Consider the following 16,168-nt stretch of genomic DNA (forward strand, 5'->3'; position numbering starts at 1 on the left):
CTTAATTGGTCATGGAGCTGTCGATGTTTCGCGCTGATCTCAAACTGTCTGTTGCGCTGGGCCTGGCCGGTGTGGCTGTGGCCGCGCTGCCGGTTGCCGCGCCTGTGGCATTGGCCCAATCCGCCCGCGACGCCAATGCCGAAGCCTTTGTACAACAAGGCGCGCGTGAAGTGTTGGCCGTGCTGAACGACCGCACCAAGAGCGATGCGGGCAAGAAAGAGGCGTTTCGTGTCCTTATCAACCGTCTGGTCGATGTGCCCAAGGTGACGCGCTTTGTGCTGGGCAAATATGCCCGCATCGCGACGCCTGATCAGTATAACCGCTTTGCCAATGCTTTCCGCACCTATGCCGAAGGCGTTTATATGAGCCGGATCAACGATTATCACGGTGAAAAGGTCGTGGTGCTCGGCTCGCTGGTGCGCAAACCCGGCGACGCTCTGGTGACGACGCAACTGGCCGGTGGCCGGTCGAGCGCGCCCACCAATCTGGTCTGGCGCGTTCTGAATGACGGCAGCGGCTGGAAGGTTGTCGACGTTCAGGTGTCGGGCGTATGGCTGGCCATTACCCAGCAGCAGGATTTCGTTTCGACCATCGACAACAATGGCGGCAAGGTCGACGTGCTGATTGCCCAGTTGATCAAGGATGGCGGCACGGGCAAGATCCTGCGCAGCGGCAAGTAAGTACAAGAAAAAGGGTAGGAATAACGCATGAGGGCAAGTTGGGCCGAAACGATCATGGGTTTTGCGGTGCTGGCCTTTGCCGCGCTGATGCTGACCTATGCCCTTGGCGTTTCCGGGCTGCTGCACAGCAGCGGCGCCTATGAGGTGAGCGCGCGCTTTGGCGAGGCTGGCGGCATTCAACCGGGCGCCAAGGTGACCGTTTCCGGGGTCAAGGTGGGTTCGGTGACGGATGTGACCATTGATCCCAAAACCTATCTGGCGGTGATGCACCTGTCGCTGTCCAAGGATGTGAAGCTGCCTTCGGATTCGACGGCCAAGATCACCAGCGACGGCCTGCTGGGGGGCGCGCATATCGCGCTGACGCCGGGCGGGGCCGAGGATGACCTGAAACCCGGCGGTGAAATCAACAACACTCAGGGCGCAGTCGATCTGTTCGGCCTGATCGGGCAATTCATCCGTCCGCAAAGCGGTTCGGCGGCGTCATCTTCGGACAGCGCGGCCAAACCCGCCGCTCCCGCTCCTGCTGCGCCCAAGGGCACCGCCGACCTGCCTGAGATGTAAGGCCATGGGGCTGTTTTCCAAAAACCCGTTGGCGGCCCTTGGGCGCGCCACGTTGGACGGGGTCGGTGCGGTTGGCCGTGTGGGGCTGTTTGCCGCGCGCGGGATCGCGGCGGCCTTTACCCCGCCGTGGTATCCGCGCCAGATCATCGCCCAATTCGCCAGCGTGGGTTTCCTCTCGCTGCCGGTGGTGGGGCTGACGGCGTGGTTCACCGGGGCGGCGCTGGCGCTCAACATCTATTCGGGCGGGGATCGGTTCAACGCCGAAACCGTGATGCCCCAGATCGTGGCGTTGGGTATCACGCGAGAGCTGGGGCCGGTGCTGGCGGCGCTGATGCTGGCGGGGCGTGTGGCGTCGGCCATGGCCTCGGAAATCGGCGCGATGCGCGCGACCGAACAGGTCGATGCGATGGTGACGCTTTCCACCGATCCGCGCCGCTATCTGATCGCGCCGCGTTTGATTGCCGCGACGCTCAGCCTGCCTTTGTTGACGCTGATCACCGATATCATCGGGGTTGCGGGCGGGATGCAGGTGTCGAACTACCTGCTCGACCTGTCGCCCAGCATCTATATCGCCAACACGATGGACTTCCTGACGGCGTGGGACGTGGAATCGGGGTTGATCAAATCGGCGGTGTTCGGTTTCATCATCGGCCTGATGGGTTGCTATCATGGCGACCATGCCAAGGGCGGCGCGCGCGGCGTGGGTCGGGCCACCACATCGGCCATGGTTTCGGCGGCTGTGCTGATCCTGGCTTCGGACTATCTGCTGACTTCGGTGTTTGCCCTGAAATGACGACAACATCCAAAATCGCATGGACGGGCATCACCAAGCGTTTCGGCGCGCAGGTGGTGCTGGACGGGCTGGATCTGGCGGTGGCGCGGGGGCGCTCGCTGGCGCTGCTGGGCCGGTCGGGTCAGGGCAAGTCGGTGACGCTCAAACTCGCGCTGGGGCTGATGAAGCCGGATGCTGGGCAGGTTTTGCTGGATGGCGTGGACGTGACGCGTCAAAGCGAGGCCGAGCGCCGCGCCAGCTTTCGCGGCATCGGCATGCTGTTTCAGGGCGGGGCGCTGTTCGACAGTTTGCCGGTCTGGGAAAATGTCGCGTTCCGCCTGATCAACGCCGATGGCGTGGGGAGGCGTGAGGCACGTGACCGCGCGGTCGAGGCGCTTGCTTTGGTGAAACTGGCGCCGGAAGTGGCCGACCGCTATCCATCCGAATTGTCGGGCGGGATGCAAAAGCGCGCCGGCCTTGCCCGCGCCATTGTCGGCACGCCCAGCCTGCTGTTCTTTGACGAACCCACCACGGGCCTTGATCCGATCACGGCGGGGGCGATCAACGAACTGATCCGTGACCGGGTGACGTCGCTGGGCTGTACGGCGGTGTCGATCACGCATGACATGGCCTCGGCCCGCACGATTGCGGACGAATTGGCGATGCTGGACAATGGGCGGATCGTGTGGCGCGGGCGCGCCGATGAACTGGACCATGCCGATCATCCGCTGGTCCGCGCCTTTGTCACTGGACAAAGCATGGAATAAGGCGCGAATTTCTATACGCAATTCGCGCCATTCCCTTTACCATCCCCCCCTTGCAACTTTGCGCCGCAACGGGGAGACAGATGATGAGCAGCCAGAACTGGTATCCGCAACCAGGCTTCAAACGGCGGGACATGCTGCGCGGGGCGGCGGCTCTGGGCACGTTGGGCGGGCTTTCGGCCTGTAGCGAGGCTGGCGTAGGCACCAAAGTGGCCAGCGCGGCCACGCCGACATCGCATCGGCCCCATCTGACCCCGATGCGCGTGACGCCCGATCAATTGATCGACATGAAATGCTGTATCCGCCCGGTGCGTGCGGCGGGGCCTAACCTTGGCACACAGATGATCGGCGATACGCTGGTCGTGCATAATTACGGCCATGGCGGCTCGGGCTGGTCATTGTCCTGGGGCAGCGCCGAGGTGGCGGTGGGCAAGGCTTTGTCGGTCCTGCCCTCCGAAATCGCGGTGGTGGGCTGCGGCATCATCGGGCTGACCACGGCGGTGGTGGCGCAGCGCGCTGGGCTGAAGGTTACGATCTATACCCGTGACGTGATCCAGCGGACGCGTTCGTTCCGCGCGCATGGTTCGTTCACGCCGGATTCGCGGGTGGCCTTGTCCGCGCCTGCCGGGGCGGGCTTTGGCGATCTGTGGGAACAGATGACGCGCCTGTCGTGGAAGGGGTTCCGCTCGATGCTGGGCCTGCCGGGTGATCCGGTGGTGTTTCAGGATGCCTTTGCTCTGTCCGATGCGCCGCCGGTGAAGAAACACCATGACGCCGACCCCGCCATCAAGGGTGCGTGGGAACCGGGCGGATTGCCTTTACAGGAATCGGAATGGGCGCATTACATGGACCGGATCAAGGATCTGGTGCCCGACCCGGTGATGTTGCCGACCGAGGAAAATCCGTTCCCGGTGGCTTATACGCGCCGCTCGTCGGAGATGCATTTCAACTTTCCCTCTTATGCCCACCACCTGCTGACCGAATTTTATCAGCGGGGCGGGTTGATGGTCATGCGCGACTTCAACGATCCCGGCCAATATGGGCAGTTGAAGGAAAAGGTGGTTATCAACGCCACCGGCTATGCCGCGCGCGATCTGTGGCGCGACAAGACGGTGTTCCCGGTGCGCGGCCAGACCGGATGGCTGGTGCCGCAGCATGATGCGCCCTATTCGTTGCGCTATAAAAACGCCTCGCTGATGTCGAAGTCCGACGGGATTGTGGTGATGAACAACCCGATTGATCTGGGCGAAATGTTTGGTGTGGGCGACAGTATGGAATGGCCCGACCCCGCGCCCATTCTGGAGGTGATGAAGATCGTCGAACCGATCATGGCCGGCATGAAGGGGATCGTGTGATGAAGCGGATCAGCATGATGCTTGCCGGGGCTATGGCTCTTTTCGGCGCGGCGGTTCCCGTAAGCGCAGGCACCGCCAGCGGCGTCTATACCGAGGCACAGGCGGCGCAGGGCGCAACGATCTTTGCCGAACGCTGTGCCATGTGTCACGGCAAACAGGCCGAGGGGACATGGGAAGTGCCCGCGCTGAAGGGCAAGTTCATGGGCAATTGGGGCAAGGAATCGGTGGCGGCGCTCTCCGACTATCTGGCCCGCGCCATGCCGCAATTCGCGCCCGGTACGTTGGAGCCTGCGGATAATGTGAAACTGGTGGCGTTTCTGCTCAAAACCAACGGCCATCCGGCGGGCGCGAAACCTTTGCCGGAGGATCATGCGGCGCTGGCGGCGATACGGATTGATCCCATACCGGCCAATGCCGTCAAATAAGGCCGATTGACAGGTGCGGCGGGGCGGGTGATATGATGTATATGCATCATCAATCCCCCGCCACCACTTCCTGCGCCTGCACCAGCCTGCGCAAGGCAACCCGCACCCTCGACAGGCTCTATGACGCGCGGCTTGCGCCCCATGGGCTGACCACCACGCAATTCGCGTTGCTCCGCAATATCGAGCGGGCGGGGGCGATCGTGCTGAACCAACTGGCCGCGCTGCTGGTGATGGATCGTACCTCGCTCTATCGCACCATCCGCGGGATCGAGGAGGCGGGATGGGTGACCATTAACGCGGGGCCGGGCAAGGCGCGACTGGCGCAGATCACGCCATCGGGGCAGGCGCTGCTGCGCGCCGTCGAGCCCGATTGGCAGGCGTTGCAGACCGAAATCCACGACCGTCTGGGCGATGACGGCTGGGCGCGTTTGATGGAAATCAGCGGCGCGGTCATATCTCTGGGACAGGAGGCACGGGCATGAGCGCGCGCCGTTTCCATCCCGCCATTCTGGTGGCGGCGATCACGTTTTTGGCCCTGCTGGTGTCCGCCGGTGTCCGTTCCGCGCCCAGTGTGATGATCGTTCCCCTGCAACTGCATTTCGGGTGGGACCGGGCCGGCATTTCGGCCACCGCGGCATTGGGCATTTTTCTCTATGGTCTGGTCGGCCCGTTTGCCGCTGCGTTGATGATGAGCGTGGGCGTGCGGCGGGTGATGATGTTTGGTCTCACCCTGATGGGCGTCTCGGCGCTGGTCAGCCAGTATATGACGCAAAGCTGGCAATTTACCGCGACATGGGGCGTGGTGTCGGGCCTTGGCACCGGCATGGTGGCCAGCGTTTTGGGCGCAACGATCACCAACCGCTGGTTCGCGCGTAATCAGGGGTTGGTGATGGGCATTTTTGCCGCCAGCACGGCAACCGGATCGCTGATCTTCCTGCCTTTTCTTGCCTGGCTGACGCAGGGCGGGGCGTGGGTGGGCGTTGTGCGCACGGTGGGGATTGCCTGTCTGGCACTGGTGCCTTTGGTGGCCTTGCTCGTGCCCGAAAGCCCGGCCAGCGCGGGCGTGGGCCGATTGGGTGAAGAACCGGGCGTAACCCCGGCGCGCAAGCAAAGTGGCAGCCCGTTATTTGCGTTACATATCCTGTGGAAGGTGCGCGGCAATGGCACATTCTGGTTGTTGTTCGGCACGTTCTTTGTTTGCGGTTTGACCACCAACGGTTTGGTGGGGACGCATCTGATTGCTTTTTGCGGGGACCATGGGATTGCGCCTGTGGCGGCGGCGGGGCTGTTGTCCTTGATGGGCCTGTTCGATCTGGTGGGCACGACGGCATCGGGGTGGCTGACCGACCGGCATAATCCGCGTTATCTGCTGGCGGTCTATTATGGTTTGCGCGGACTTTCGCTGATCGCGCTGCCGTTCCTTGATTTCGGGCCGGTGGCGCTGGGCGCCTTTGCCATCTTCTATGGTCTGGACTGGATCGCCACGGTGCCGCCCACGCTGGCCATTGCCAATCGCAGCTTTGGCGAGGGTGAGGCGCCGGTTGTGTTCGGATGGGTGGCGGTGGGCCATCAGATCGGCGCGGCGGCGGCGGCCTATGGCGGCGGTCTGGTGCGTCAGGAATGGGGCAGCTACTCGCCTGCCTTCATTCTGGCGGGTGCGTTCGGACTTGTGGCGACCTTGGCTTTGTTGGTGGTGCGCGACGGTAACAGGGCGCACGGGGCGGTTTTGCCGGTATAGCGATTAGTCGATGAGCGCTTGCCAGCTTGTTTCTAAAATGCAACAGACCATAACAAAGAAAGATAATGTCCAAGGCAGGGTTGTGAATGGGTCGAAATGAATACGGTCAGGCCATTATGGCCTTGTCGCCCTTGGGCGGCACCCTGAAAACAGGGACCGGTTCTTGCGCCCTGCGGACGGGGGGCCTTGTCCGATAATGCCCCAATATCCCAAAGATGCCAGCAAGTTGATCAGCCAGCAGGAAGCGCTGAAACATATTGAGCCCGCCGACATTGGTGCGCGCCGCCTGTTCGGTGCGGGTCTGATGGGAAGTTTGGTGGTCGAGGCGGTGCTGGGCCTTGACCTGTTGCGTAACCCACTGGATTTGGCGCATGTTGTTGGTCTGGTCGGGATGCCGGGGCTGGCCGGGCTGGGGCTGTACACGTTCCGGCGATGGCAGGAAGCGTTGACCCGTTGGCGGGATGCAGCATCCGCCATCGATGAAAACGCCAAGGCGCGTCAGGCCGCCGAAACGGCCAATGAGGCCAAGAGCCGCTATCTGGCCAATGTCAGCCACGAGATCCGTTCGCCGCTCAACGCGATCTATGGCTATGCCCAGTTGGTGGAGCGCAATGATGGCGCGGGCGCGCAGGAAGCCGCCACCGTCATCCGCCGCTGTTCCGAACATATCACCAGCCTTGTTGAGGCGCTGCTCGACATTTCGCAGGTCGAGGTGGGCGTGATCCGGGTCAAGCCTGAGCCGGTCCGGTTGGATCAGTTTATGGAACAGGTGATCCGCATGGTGCGCCCTGCGGCCAGTTCCAAGGGGCTGGAGTTCCATTACGAAACATCGGGCCGTCTGCCCGCCGTCGTGCGCATGGACCAGAGTAGGTTGAAGCAGGTCTTGCTCAACCTCCTGCTCAACGCGGTCAAATATACCGACCATGGTTCGGTGACGCTGTCGCTGCGCTATTCGGGGCAGGTGGCGACATTTGACGTGCGTGACACCGGCCCCGGCATCCGCGATGAGGACCAGCGCGCGATCTTTGAACCTTTTGACCGGGGCGGCAATGATGCGCTGCATTCGCGTCCCGGCGTGGGGTTGGGGCTGGCGATTGCGCGGGCAATCATGGGCATTTTGGGCGGGCAACTGGAATTGGCCAGTACATCGGATCAGGGCACCTGTTTCCGCCTGACCATCATGTTGGGCGAGGTCGCGCAGACCAGTGCCAAGCCCGCCAAGCCGCGTGAAGTCACCGGCTATCTGGGGCGTCGCCGCCACATCCTGATTTGCGACGATGATCAGGAACAGCGCAAATTCCTGAGCCAGTTGCTGACCTCGCTTGGCTTTGTGGTACAGACCGTGCCCAATGGCGAGGCCGCGGTGGCTTTGGTTGAAGGCGAGGATTCGCCTGAATTCGATCTGGCCATTCTCGACATTTCACTGCCCGGTATCAACGGCTGGACCGTGGCGCAACATGTGCGCAACCGCTTTGGCGAGGACATCCGCATCATGATGTTGTCGGCCAATGCGGGTGAATTCCACAGGCCCGAAACGCGTGATCCCGTGCATGATCAGTTCCTGGTCAAACCCGTCGCGTTCAATCAGTTGATTGAGACGATCGGCGGCTTGCTCGATCTGGCCTGGGGCGTCGAATCCGAAGCGGTTCGGCCCGCTCTGCCGCTGTTTTCGGCAAGCGCAGAAAATCATGTGAAAGATTCCGGCGCGGTCGGGGATGATGACCGCACGGCAAGGCTTCGCGAATTGCTGAGAATAGGTTATGTACGCGGGCTTGAGCAGGAGATCCGCCAATTGGCGGCCCAGCCCGAGACTGCCGAATTGGCCGGAAAACTGTTTACATGCCTGGATCGCTTTGATCTTAGCGGCATGACGCGCATACTTGAGGAGTGCTAACTGCATGTCGCTGCCTGTTCATACGCAGACCGTGCTGGTCGTCGATGACGAACCAGATTCCCTGCGCATGCTCACCGCCGCGCTGGAAGGCGCCGAGTTGAGCGTTTTGGTCGCGACTTCGGGGCAGGCGGCTCTGGATCTGCTGGGCCATATCCTACCTGACCTGATCCTGATGGATGCGGTGATGCCGGGCATCGATGGTTTTGAAACCACCGCGCGGATCAAGGCGCGTCCCGAACTGGCCAATGTGCCAGTGATCTTCATGACGGGCCTGACCGAGAGCGAGCATGTCGTCGAGGCGTTCGAGGTGGGCGGCACGGATTATGTGCGCAAGCCGGTCAATCTGATGGAACTGATCGCGCGTGTGCGGGTGCATATGGCGCAAAGCCGCGCCATGCATGCCAGCGTCGCCAGCCTGGACGCCACGGGTCGTTTGATGATGGCCACCGATGCGCAGGGGCGGATGCTGTGGTGTACACCGCGTGCGGAACAGGCGATGGCGCGCCTTGTGCCCGATTGGAACCGTGAAACCGGGCTGCCGCCTTCGGTATCGCTGCTGGTCGAACGTCTGTTGCAGCGCGGGGGCAAGCCGGGGTCGTCGGTCAAGGGTGAGTTTGGGGAAAGCTCGCTCGAATTGCTGGTGATCGCGCATTATCGCGAAAATGAGGTGCTGATCCGCCTCAACGAAATCAGCCATGAACAGAATGTCGCCAAATTGCGTGACAGTCTGGACCTGACTCAGCGTGAGGCCGAAGTGCTGTTGTGGGTAGGTTACGGCAAGGCCAGCAATGACATTTCCGACGTGCTGGATATTTCGCCGCGCACGGTTCAAAAGCATCTGGAGCGGATTTACGTCAAGCTGGGCGTGGAAAAGCGTTCGGCCGCCGCCGCCATCGCGATCCGTATCATCGAGCAGTAAGGAAACCGGCACCGCCCCTCTCCCCCGGCCCTGTTACCCTATCAGGGTAGGCTATTGGGTGGCAGGGCCGGGGGAGAGGGGCGGTGCCGCGTCGTGACGCGGATGTGTCACGACAACATCAAAAACTGCCGCCGCGCCACCTGAATGGCGAAGAATGACGCGGCGACAGGCGCCGATCCGGCCATCGCGCCCGGACCGGCGCTATCCGCTTACTTCTTGGCCTTGGCGGCCGGAGCAGGCTTCTTGGCGGCAATCGCCTCGATTTCGATCAGGAACTGCGGCGCCACCAGATTGGCGACCTGAAATGCCGAGCGAGCCACCGTGTCGGGGTTTTCCGCGCTGCCAAAGAATTCCTTGAAACCGGCATTGGCGCCGGCAAAGTCGATCTTGCCCAGCTTGGGGTCGGCGGCAATGAACAGGGTCATCTTGACGACGTCCTTGATCGAATAGCCCTGCGATTCAAGCTGCTTCTTGATCTTGTTCAGGACGCTGATGGTCTGGGTCTTGGTATCGCCGAAATCTTCGATCGTGGTGGCCTTGGCCGGATCGATGGGCGAGGCAAGCTGGCCCGAGAGGAAGTAGATTTCATTGCCGGGCGCCACGCGCACGCCGTCCAGAATGAAGGCGTTCGGGTTGGTCTTGATGCGAGTCACCTGAGCCTGAGCCGGAACAGCGGCCAACATGGTCGATAGCAGAGCGGCACAGCCAACGGTTTTCAGCACTTTACGCAGCATATTGGGCTTCCTCATCTTACCTGAATCCGTGCCAATACGGGCATCGGGGTGTGGCCATATTGTCGCTATTTGGCACGTTGAACAGTCTAGTTTCGCCTACTGACACCCCGGTACGCAAATCGGCGTATGGGCATTTTGGGCGGAAAATTGTGCATTTGCGAAGGGCGCTGGTGTAGCGGGAAACTGCATCGGCCTCCGTTCGTCACAAAGTTTTTTGAGTTTAAGCTGTGCGTCAAGCCGAGAGCGGGGTTCGCGACCTGCGTTTTCGGTGGTGGCTTTGTGTTGCCTTGCAACATGCGCGGCTGTTCAGGGGGACAATAATGCAAGCCATCAAGAAGGTTGCGCTCGGCGCACTCCTTTCCAGCACCGTTCTGGGCGCGACAACCGCCTTTGCCGCCGAACCGGCCGCCGCCGCGCCCGAAGATGGCAGCGCCATCATCGTTACCGGCACGCGCACCACGGGCCTCAAGGCCGGTGACAGCCCCGCGCCGGTGCAGGTGCTCAGCTCGGACCTGATGGCACGCGCTGGCCGTTCGGACATCAACACTGCGCTCTCGCTCTCGGTGCCCAGCATCCAGATCCAGACCTTCGGCAATGACATGACCGCGTTCCACCCTTCGGTGAAGCTGCGCGGTTTGAACCCGAACCACACGCTGGTCATGATCAACGGCAAGCGTCGCCATGGTACCGCCAACGTTGTGGTGACCAATGCGATGTGGACCGGCGCCGCCGCCCCCGACATGGGCCTGATCCCGATGGAAGCGGTTGAGCATGTCGAAGTGCTGCAGGATGGCGCGGCCGCGCAATATGGTACGGACGCCGTTGCGGGTGTTGTCAACCTGATCCTGAAGAAGAAGGACAAGGGCGGTTATCTCAGCGGCTCGGTCGGTCAGTATTACGCAGGCGACGGCTTCAACTACGAATTGGCCGGCAACATCGGTATGGCGCCGATGGAGGACATGTACCTCAATGTCACCGTCCAACATAAGGTCAAGGACTACAGCTTCCGCGGCGATCTGGATCCGCGCGTAGTGTCCTCGACCTCGCAGGGCGCTGCTCTGCTGGCCCGCTATCCAGGGTTGGCCAATGCGGCCAACTATCCTTATGTGAACCGCATCTTTGGTGACGGTCGCATGGCGCTCACCAACCTGTTCTACAACTGGGGCTATACCGGCATCACCAATGTCGAGCTTTACTCCTTCGGTTCCTATTCGACCCGCACGGGCAGCACCTATCAGAACTATCGTCTGCCCAGCGTGGTTTATGGCAAGAGCGCTGTGGGCGCGACATCGGGTTCGGTCGCGGCCACCGGCGACATCGCATTCCCGCTTGGCTTCTCGCCGATGGAAGCGCTGAAGGAAACCGATTTTGCCTGGACCGGCGGTGCCAAGGGTACGTTTGGCAAAACCACGGTCGATTTCTCGGCCACCTATGGCAAGGATGTGAACAAGATCTACGTGGTGAACTCGGCCAATGCCGCGCTTTACTACGATTCTTCCACCACGACCCGCGCCGGTTACACGCCGCGCGATGTGTATAATGGCTCGTTCACCGCTTCACAGTTCACCTTGAACCTTGATGCGACGCATGAACTGGAATTGGGTTTGACCGAGCCGGTCCATCTGGCCGGTGGTCTGGAATGGCGCCGTGATACCTATGCGCTGGGTGCGGGTGAGCAAGCCTCCTACTATGTTGGCACCGGTACGCTGGCGGGTGGCATTCAGTCGTTCTTTGGCTATTCCCCTGCCAATGCCAGCAACAACCACCGCACCAACTTCTCGCAATATTTCGACGTTTCGTTGAAGCCGACCGAAAAGTGGCTGGTCGATGGCGCGGTTCGCCACGAACATTACTCGGATTTTGGCGACACCACCGTCTTCAAGCTGACCAGCCGTTATGACTTCAGCAAGGCATTCGCGGTTCGCGGCACGGTCTCGACCGGTTTCCGTGCGCCGACTCTGGCCGAAGGCTTCTATTCGGGCATCAACGTCGGGCCGGCTTCGCTTTCGGGTATCTTTGCGCCGAATTCGGCGGGCGCTGCGGCTTTGGGCATTTCGGGGCTGCGGCCTGAAAAATCGACCAACCTGAGCTTTGGCATTGTGCTCAACCCGCTGCCCAAGTTGACCGTGACGATCGACGCCTACTCGATCTATCTGCGTGACCGCATCGTTCAGTCCTCGGGCTTCACCGGTTATTCGAACAACTGTAAATATCTGCCCGGCGGATATACTTCGTCCACCAATCCGACCGCGGCCAAGGCTGCTTTCACCGGCACCTGCACGGGCTTCATCTCGCCCAATGTGCTGACGGCTCTGTATAACAATGGCGTTCCGATCACCTCGATCATCGACACGATCAACGGTGGTCAATCGGGTTCGCTCTCGATCAACACCTTTGTGAACGGTCTTTCGACCCTGACGCGCGGCGTCGACTTCCTGGCCACCTATGCCACCCGTGCGGTGGGTGGTCGCCTCGATCTGTCGCTGTCGGCCAACTATAATGAAACCAAGGTCAAGGCGGTTAACGCCGCACCCTCGGGCGTGAATCAGTCGCAGGGCATCTTCGATAAATATTCGCAGTCTTCGTTGACCGATACCACGCCCAAGTGGCGCGCAACGTTCAACGCGTTCTGGGAAAGCGGCAAATTCAGTGTGAACCTGCGTGAATCGGCCTATGGCCCGTCCAAGCAGCTGGCCACGACCCCGGCGAACGCCAATATCGATTACTACATCACCCAGGGCACCAAGTTCGTGACCGATCTGGAAGCGACCTTTGCTTTTACCCGCGACATCAAGTTCTCGGTGGGGGCCAACAACCTGTTCGGTATCTATCCGGATGCCTATGCAGATTACATCCGTGCCCAGCAGTTGGCGATCGCGTCGACCGCCTATGTGAACAAGTATCCCTCGTTCTCGTCGGTGAACATCAACGGCGGTTACTACTATGCCAAACTTGGTGTGAAGTTCTGATCGGTTCCGGGGCCGTCCAAGGACGGTCCCGACCATACAGGAAAGGCCGTCACAGACATTCTGTGGCGGCCTTTCCTGTACAGGATCGAAAGAAATCAAGCCGGCAGCGATGGGGTCGATGCGTCGCTGCCGGCTTGTTCACCCGCGCCAAAGCGCAAGTGAAGGGGGTGCAGCCCGCAATGGGGCTGCGATCGGAAAGTTGTGGGTCCCACCGGCGGAGACGGCCAACTTTCCTTTTTCGCACGTCCGGCCTGCCGGAAATGCCGGTCTCAGAAGGCGCAGACCTCTTGGTAGCAAGGGCGTGCGTCTCTGCTGTTCCCACCGTCTTCAACCATTGAAATGGCTGGGGGCAAAGCCATCAATGGTTGGCTGGATGCGACCCGAAATACGGTGGGGATTGGCGTAATGCTGCAATAGAATTGGTTTGGATCCATCCCTGTCGCTGTGATGAAAATCTGGCTCTTGGCGCGGCATGCTGTCCGCCTACAGTCCTGTCATATGGCCCAGGCTCTGGCCCATATCATGACCGGGTGGACCAAACTCCATGGCGGCTGGGTTGGCGCCTGCCGCCATGCCGCAGCGCGCATCCATGACGCGTTCAGGGCATCTTGCTGTGCCCGGAGCGTACGAGGCCCCGGCCGCCGACAATGCGGCGAGCATGAAACACATGGCATCTTCTCCTGCGAACAGTTTTCTGTTCATTCGACCGCCATGGGGCCAAAGTATCCATCCAAAAAGGGTTGGGATGACCTTGATCCGATGGTGCTGCTCTTTTTTGAGCTTGTGGTCATAACTAATACAAATCTCATCCCCGGACAACAGGAATCCCATGCTGCGCCGCAGAGTTGCGGCAAATTCTTGTGCTGCATTTGCGAGATCTTGCTGGAATCGTGATTCGAACGCGGGTGAGCGCCAAAGCATCGTCGGACCCAAAAGTGTAAATCCAAGGCGGCAAAAACGTCCCTTTTTGTGACTGCCGCGCCCGGTGATATACGGATAACCACCTGTAAAGTCTCAAAGCGGTACAGGTGGGGGGCGTTTACTACATCCGTTATCGTTGATTCCCACCGCGACCGGGCGAAAGAGTTGTGCATGACACAACGAACCAACACTCCCGTAAAGGCCCTGACGATGACCATCGGTGAATGGCGCCTCCGTCTTGCCGAATTGTGCCGTGACTGTGTTCTGGCCGACTCAGAGGATGAGGCCGACTATCTGCGTCTGGCCTATGTCCTGATGTCGCGTGCGCCCGAGGGGGAGTGCGCGGAAGGGGCCGATCTGTTGGGTCTCTTGTCGCATCTGCCGCCGATGGCACGGGTCGAAGGTTTGATTGAGCAAGGCGCGTTGGAAAGCGTGGCGCTGGCGCTTTTGCCCGAACATGCCAGCTATCTGATGTCGCGTTCGGTCGAAGGGGCCTGGCTGGCCTCGGTCTATCTGCCGGGGTTGGACGAGGAATTGACCTCGGAAGGGGACAGTCTGGCGATGGCCCTGACTTCGGCGCTTCTGGCCGCGTTGGCGCAGGTTTCGCTGGGGCTGAATTCCAATGATCCGGTGCGGGACGAAACATGGGCGCCCGCGACGGAAGTGGCAAGCGACCCCGTTTGGCAGCGCCCCGCCGGGACGCTGCTCAACTGAGGGGCGACACAGGCACGTTGTCGATCAATGGGCGCGCGGCGCGGCAAAGCGGGCTTTGAGCGCCTCGACCCCGATCGTGTCCACCGCCGACATGGGGCAGTCGGCATGCAGCAATGTCGCCAGCCAGCGCTGCTTTTGCGCGATCAGGTCGATCGACTGCAACGTGCCAACGTGATGCGCGATGATGGCCGGGTCCAGACACAGTGTCGTGCCCAATTCCTCGATTTCGCAAGCCAGCTCGGTCAACACATCGGCCACCGTGGTCAGGTGGGCGGCGATCCGGGCGGGATCGGGGGTGGTGGATTCCTCGTTCATGCTGCCTCGCCAAATTCCGCGCCATCGGCCAGAGCGGCCAGATTGAGCACCATGACCATGCGGTCCTCGATAGCGGCCAACCCTTCAAGGAAGGAGATGATGCTGTCATTGGCGGTGGTCGGTGGGGGTTGCAGCGTGTCATTGTTGATGGTCACGATGTCGCTGACCGAATCCACGATCAGACCGCACACCTGCGCGCCCAGCTGCGTCACGATGATGGCATGGCGCGGGGTCGGCTCGGTCGCTTCCCAGCCCAAACGCGCGGCAAGGTCGATCACGGGCAACACGCTGCCGCGCAGATTGACCACGCCGGCCACATAATGCGGCACGCGGGGCAGACGGGTCGCCGGGCTCCACGCGCGGATTTCCCGGATCGCCATGATGTCGATGCCGAAAACCTGCCCGCCGACTTCGAAAGTGATGAGTTCACGGTGCATGGGGCTTGTCCTTTGCCTGAATATCAGTGGGAAACGCGGCGCACGGCGGCAACCAGCTTTTCCGGGTCGAACGGCTTGACGATCCAGCCGGTGGCGCCGGCGGCGCGGGCGCGGGCCTTCTTTTCCTCGCTCGATTCCGTGGTCAGAACCAGGATCGGGCGGTCGCGGTGGCGGTTGCCCTGACGCAGCTTTTCAATCAGGCCAAAGCCGTCGAGGCGCGGCATGTTGATGTCGGTGATGACCACATCCACCTCGTTCAGCGCCAGCCATTCGAGAGCGACTTCGCCATCTTCGGCCTGGGCCACATCGAACCCCTGGCTGGTCAACGCGTGGTTCAGCAGGGCGCGCATGCTGGCGCTGTCATCAACGGTCAAAATGCGGGTAGTCTTATCCATGGGCAGGCTCGCTTTCCTTAAAACAGTTCGACATCGCCGCGCGAAACGGCAGGACGCACAATGGGTTTGGGCTCTGGGGCCAGTGTGTTTTCAACCGTCCGGCAACGCACCTGGCCACGCGCCGGCCGGAAATCGACGCGTCTGGCGTTCATGCCGCCCAGATCCTCGCGCACCACGGTGATCCGTTCGCTTGCAAGGAAGGTGCGGGCAAATTCGGCATTCTTGGTGCCAATCTTGGCAAAGCCGCTGTTGAGATTGGCCCCGCCGTAAAGGTGGGCGCGCATCCGCGATTTGGCCGCGCCATGGGCCAACATCTCGTTGATCAGCAATTCCATCAGATAGACGCCGTAATGTTCGTCAAAATCGCCGCTGTGGCTGCTGGCCGGGGGTTCGGCCAACAGGAAGTGGTTCATGCCGCCCACCTCGATTTCCGGGTCGAACAGGCATGTGGCGACGCAACTGCCCAGCACGGTGGAAAATTCCACGCGCGGGCCGGCCGAAACACGCGCCTGACCTTGCAGGATGTTGATGCGGGTAACAGGTGGGGAGGCTTCAAAAGGCATATTCAATTTCCC

Annotated in this window: 18 protein-coding genes; 12 read left to right on the forward strand and 6 right to left on the reverse strand. The window is 61.2% G+C overall.

The window, feature by feature from the left end:
• The first annotated feature begins 23 nt into the window (after nt 1-23).
• The 10 genes from ACZ9HU_RS01360 (at nt 24) to ACZ9HU_RS01405 (ending at nt 9,108) form a co-directional block, all read left to right on the forward strand.
• A complete protein-coding gene (locus ACZ9HU_RS01360) occupies nt 24-680 on the forward strand; it encodes an MlaC/ttg2D family ABC transporter substrate-binding protein (RefSeq protein WP_476101432.1) in 657 nt (218 codons plus the stop codon).
• A gap of 27 nt (nt 681-707) precedes the next feature.
• Nucleotides 708-1,241 carry an outer membrane lipid asymmetry maintenance protein MlaD gene (gene mlaD / locus ACZ9HU_RS01365; RefSeq protein WP_476101434.1) on the forward strand — a complete coding sequence of 178 codons (534 nt, stop codon included), beginning with the start codon at nt 708-710 and terminating at the stop codon, nt 1,239-1,241.
• A 4-nt stretch (nt 1,242-1,245) separates the two neighbouring features.
• On the forward strand, nt 1,246-2,034 hold the full coding sequence (locus tag ACZ9HU_RS01370) for an MlaE family ABC transporter permease (protein ID WP_476101436.1): 789 nt from the start codon (nt 1,246-1,248) through the stop codon (nt 2,032-2,034).
• Complete coding sequence (locus ACZ9HU_RS01375) at nt 2,031-2,780, forward strand: ABC transporter ATP-binding protein (protein WP_476101438.1); 750 nt, start codon at nt 2,031-2,033, stop codon at nt 2,778-2,780. Before ACZ9HU_RS01370 ends, ACZ9HU_RS01375 begins: the two co-directional genes overlap by 4 nt.
• An 80-nt stretch (nt 2,781-2,860) precedes the next feature.
• Entirely contained in the window at nt 2,861-4,132 is a 1,272-nt protein-coding gene (locus ACZ9HU_RS01380) for an FAD-dependent oxidoreductase (protein WP_476101439.1), read from the forward strand.
• Nucleotides 4,132-4,557, forward strand: a complete 426-nt coding sequence (locus ACZ9HU_RS01385) for a c-type cytochrome (protein ID WP_476101441.1) — start codon at nt 4,132-4,134, stop codon at nt 4,555-4,557. Before ACZ9HU_RS01380 ends, ACZ9HU_RS01385 begins: the two co-directional genes overlap by 1 nt.
• Nucleotides 4,558-4,598: 41 nt before the next feature.
• Entirely contained in the window at nt 4,599-5,039 is a 441-nt protein-coding gene (locus ACZ9HU_RS01390) for a MarR family winged helix-turn-helix transcriptional regulator (protein WP_476101443.1), read from the forward strand.
• A complete protein-coding gene (locus ACZ9HU_RS01395; RefSeq protein ID WP_476101445.1) occupies nt 5,036-6,295 on the forward strand; it encodes an MFS transporter in 1,260 nt (419 codons plus the stop codon). Before ACZ9HU_RS01390 ends, ACZ9HU_RS01395 begins: the two co-directional genes overlap by 4 nt.
• Nucleotides 6,296-6,491: 196 nt before the next feature.
• On the forward strand, nt 6,492-8,189 hold the full coding sequence (locus ACZ9HU_RS01400) for an ATP-binding response regulator (RefSeq protein ID WP_476101447.1): 1,698 nt from the start codon (nt 6,492-6,494) through the stop codon (nt 8,187-8,189).
• A gap of 4 nt (nt 8,190-8,193) precedes the next feature.
• Nucleotides 8,194-9,108: a response regulator gene (locus ACZ9HU_RS01405; protein ID WP_476101449.1), complete on the forward strand. Its 915-nt coding sequence runs from the start codon at nt 8,194-8,196 to the stop codon at nt 9,106-9,108.
• 209 nt (nt 9,109-9,317) lie between these two features.
• Here ACZ9HU_RS01405 and ACZ9HU_RS01410 read toward each other — a convergent pair whose 3' ends face one another.
• On the reverse strand, nt 9,318-9,857 hold the full coding sequence (locus ACZ9HU_RS01410) for a RidA family protein (protein WP_476101451.1): 540 nt from the start codon (nt 9,855-9,857) through the stop codon (nt 9,318-9,320).
• A gap of 305 nt (nt 9,858-10,162) precedes the next feature.
• Here ACZ9HU_RS01410 and ACZ9HU_RS01415 point away from each other — a divergent pair, with 305 nt between their 5' ends.
• Nucleotides 10,163-12,811: a TonB-dependent receptor plug domain-containing protein gene (locus ACZ9HU_RS01415; protein ID WP_476101453.1), complete on the forward strand. Its 2,649-nt coding sequence runs from the start codon at nt 10,163-10,165 to the stop codon at nt 12,809-12,811.
• A gap of 483 nt (nt 12,812-13,294) precedes the next feature.
• Here the strand turns inward: ACZ9HU_RS01415 and ACZ9HU_RS01420 are convergent, their stop codons facing one another.
• The gene (locus tag ACZ9HU_RS01420; protein WP_476101454.1) at nt 13,295-13,732 is read right to left on the reverse strand and encodes a hypothetical protein; all 438 of its coding nucleotides are present in this window, start codon (nt 13,730-13,732) and stop codon (nt 13,295-13,297) included.
• 171 nt (nt 13,733-13,903) lie between these two features.
• On the opposite strand from ACZ9HU_RS01420, the gene ACZ9HU_RS01425 reads away from it, so the two are divergent.
• A complete protein-coding gene (locus ACZ9HU_RS01425) occupies nt 13,904-14,446 on the forward strand; it encodes a hypothetical protein (RefSeq protein WP_476101456.1) in 543 nt (180 codons plus the stop codon).
• Nucleotides 14,447-14,470: 24 nt separating this feature from the next.
• On the opposite strand, the gene ACZ9HU_RS01430 is transcribed toward ACZ9HU_RS01425, so the two are convergent.
• The 4 genes from ACZ9HU_RS01430 to ACZ9HU_RS01445 are packed head-to-tail and all read right to left on the reverse strand — an operon-like array spanning nt 14,471 to nt 16,156.
• Complete coding sequence (locus ACZ9HU_RS01430) at nt 14,471-14,761, reverse strand: hypothetical protein (RefSeq protein WP_476101458.1); 291 nt, start codon at nt 14,759-14,761, stop codon at nt 14,471-14,473.
• A complete protein-coding gene (locus ACZ9HU_RS01435) occupies nt 14,758-15,198 on the reverse strand; it encodes a chemotaxis protein CheW (RefSeq protein ID WP_476101460.1) in 441 nt (146 codons plus the stop codon). The genes ACZ9HU_RS01430 and ACZ9HU_RS01435 overlap by 4 nt, the downstream gene beginning before the upstream one ends.
• A gap of 23 nt (nt 15,199-15,221) precedes the next feature.
• Nucleotides 15,222-15,593: a response regulator gene (locus tag ACZ9HU_RS01440; protein ID WP_168604272.1), complete on the reverse strand. Its 372-nt coding sequence runs from the start codon at nt 15,591-15,593 to the stop codon at nt 15,222-15,224.
• Nucleotides 15,594-15,610: 17 nt separating this feature from the next.
• On the reverse strand, nt 15,611-16,156 hold the full coding sequence (locus ACZ9HU_RS01445) for a chemotaxis protein CheD (protein WP_476101462.1): 546 nt from the start codon (nt 16,154-16,156) through the stop codon (nt 15,611-15,613).
• Nucleotides 16,157-16,168 lie beyond the last annotated feature (12 nt).

The sequence above is a fragment of the Novosphingobium sp. Sphag1I genome (genome assembly GCF_056279125.1).

Excerpts from the sequence above, each read along its gene's own strand:
- ACZ9HU_RS01360 (WP_476101432.1), top strand. The coding sequence starts at position 24 with ATGTTTCGCGCTGATCTCAAACTGTCTGTTGCGCTGGGCCTGGCCGGT.
- mlaD (WP_476101434.1), top strand. The coding sequence starts at position 708 with ATGAGGGCAAGTTGGGCCGAAACGATCATGGGTTTTGCGGTGCTGGCC.
- ACZ9HU_RS01370 (WP_476101436.1), top strand. The coding sequence starts at position 1,246 with ATGGGGCTGTTTTCCAAAAACCCGTTGGCGGCCCTTGGGCGCGCCACG.
- ACZ9HU_RS01375 (WP_476101438.1), top strand. The coding sequence starts at position 2,031 with ATGACGACAACATCCAAAATCGCATGGACGGGCATCACCAAGCGTTTC.
- ACZ9HU_RS01380 (WP_476101439.1), top strand. The coding sequence starts at position 2,861 with ATGATGAGCAGCCAGAACTGGTATCCGCAACCAGGCTTCAAACGGCGG.
- ACZ9HU_RS01385 (WP_476101441.1), top strand. The coding sequence starts at position 4,132 with ATGAAGCGGATCAGCATGATGCTTGCCGGGGCTATGGCTCTTTTCGGC.
- ACZ9HU_RS01390 (WP_476101443.1), top strand. The coding sequence starts at position 4,599 with ATGCATCATCAATCCCCCGCCACCACTTCCTGCGCCTGCACCAGCCTG.
- ACZ9HU_RS01395 (WP_476101445.1), top strand. The coding sequence starts at position 5,036 with ATGAGCGCGCGCCGTTTCCATCCCGCCATTCTGGTGGCGGCGATCACG.
- ACZ9HU_RS01400 (WP_476101447.1), top strand. The coding sequence starts at position 6,492 with ATGCCCCAATATCCCAAAGATGCCAGCAAGTTGATCAGCCAGCAGGAA.
- ACZ9HU_RS01405 (WP_476101449.1), top strand. The coding sequence starts at position 8,194 with ATGTCGCTGCCTGTTCATACGCAGACCGTGCTGGTCGTCGATGACGAA.
- ACZ9HU_RS01410 (WP_476101451.1), bottom strand. The coding sequence starts at position 9,857 with ATGAGGAAGCCCAATATGCTGCGTAAAGTGCTGAAAACCGTTGGCTGT.
- ACZ9HU_RS01415 (WP_476101453.1), top strand. The coding sequence starts at position 10,163 with ATGCAAGCCATCAAGAAGGTTGCGCTCGGCGCACTCCTTTCCAGCACC.
- ACZ9HU_RS01420 (WP_476101454.1), bottom strand. The coding sequence starts at position 13,732 with ATGCTTTGGCGCTCACCCGCGTTCGAATCACGATTCCAGCAAGATCTC.
- ACZ9HU_RS01425 (WP_476101456.1), top strand. The coding sequence starts at position 13,904 with ATGACACAACGAACCAACACTCCCGTAAAGGCCCTGACGATGACCATC.
- ACZ9HU_RS01430 (WP_476101458.1), bottom strand. The coding sequence starts at position 14,761 with ATGAACGAGGAATCCACCACCCCCGATCCCGCCCGGATCGCCGCCCAC.
- ACZ9HU_RS01435 (WP_476101460.1), bottom strand. The coding sequence starts at position 15,198 with ATGCACCGTGAACTCATCACTTTCGAAGTCGGCGGGCAGGTTTTCGGC.
- ACZ9HU_RS01440 (WP_168604272.1), bottom strand. The coding sequence starts at position 15,593 with ATGGATAAGACTACCCGCATTTTGACCGTTGATGACAGCGCCAGCATG.
- ACZ9HU_RS01445 (WP_476101462.1), bottom strand. The coding sequence starts at position 16,156 with ATGCCTTTTGAAGCCTCCCCACCTGTTACCCGCATCAACATCCTGCAA.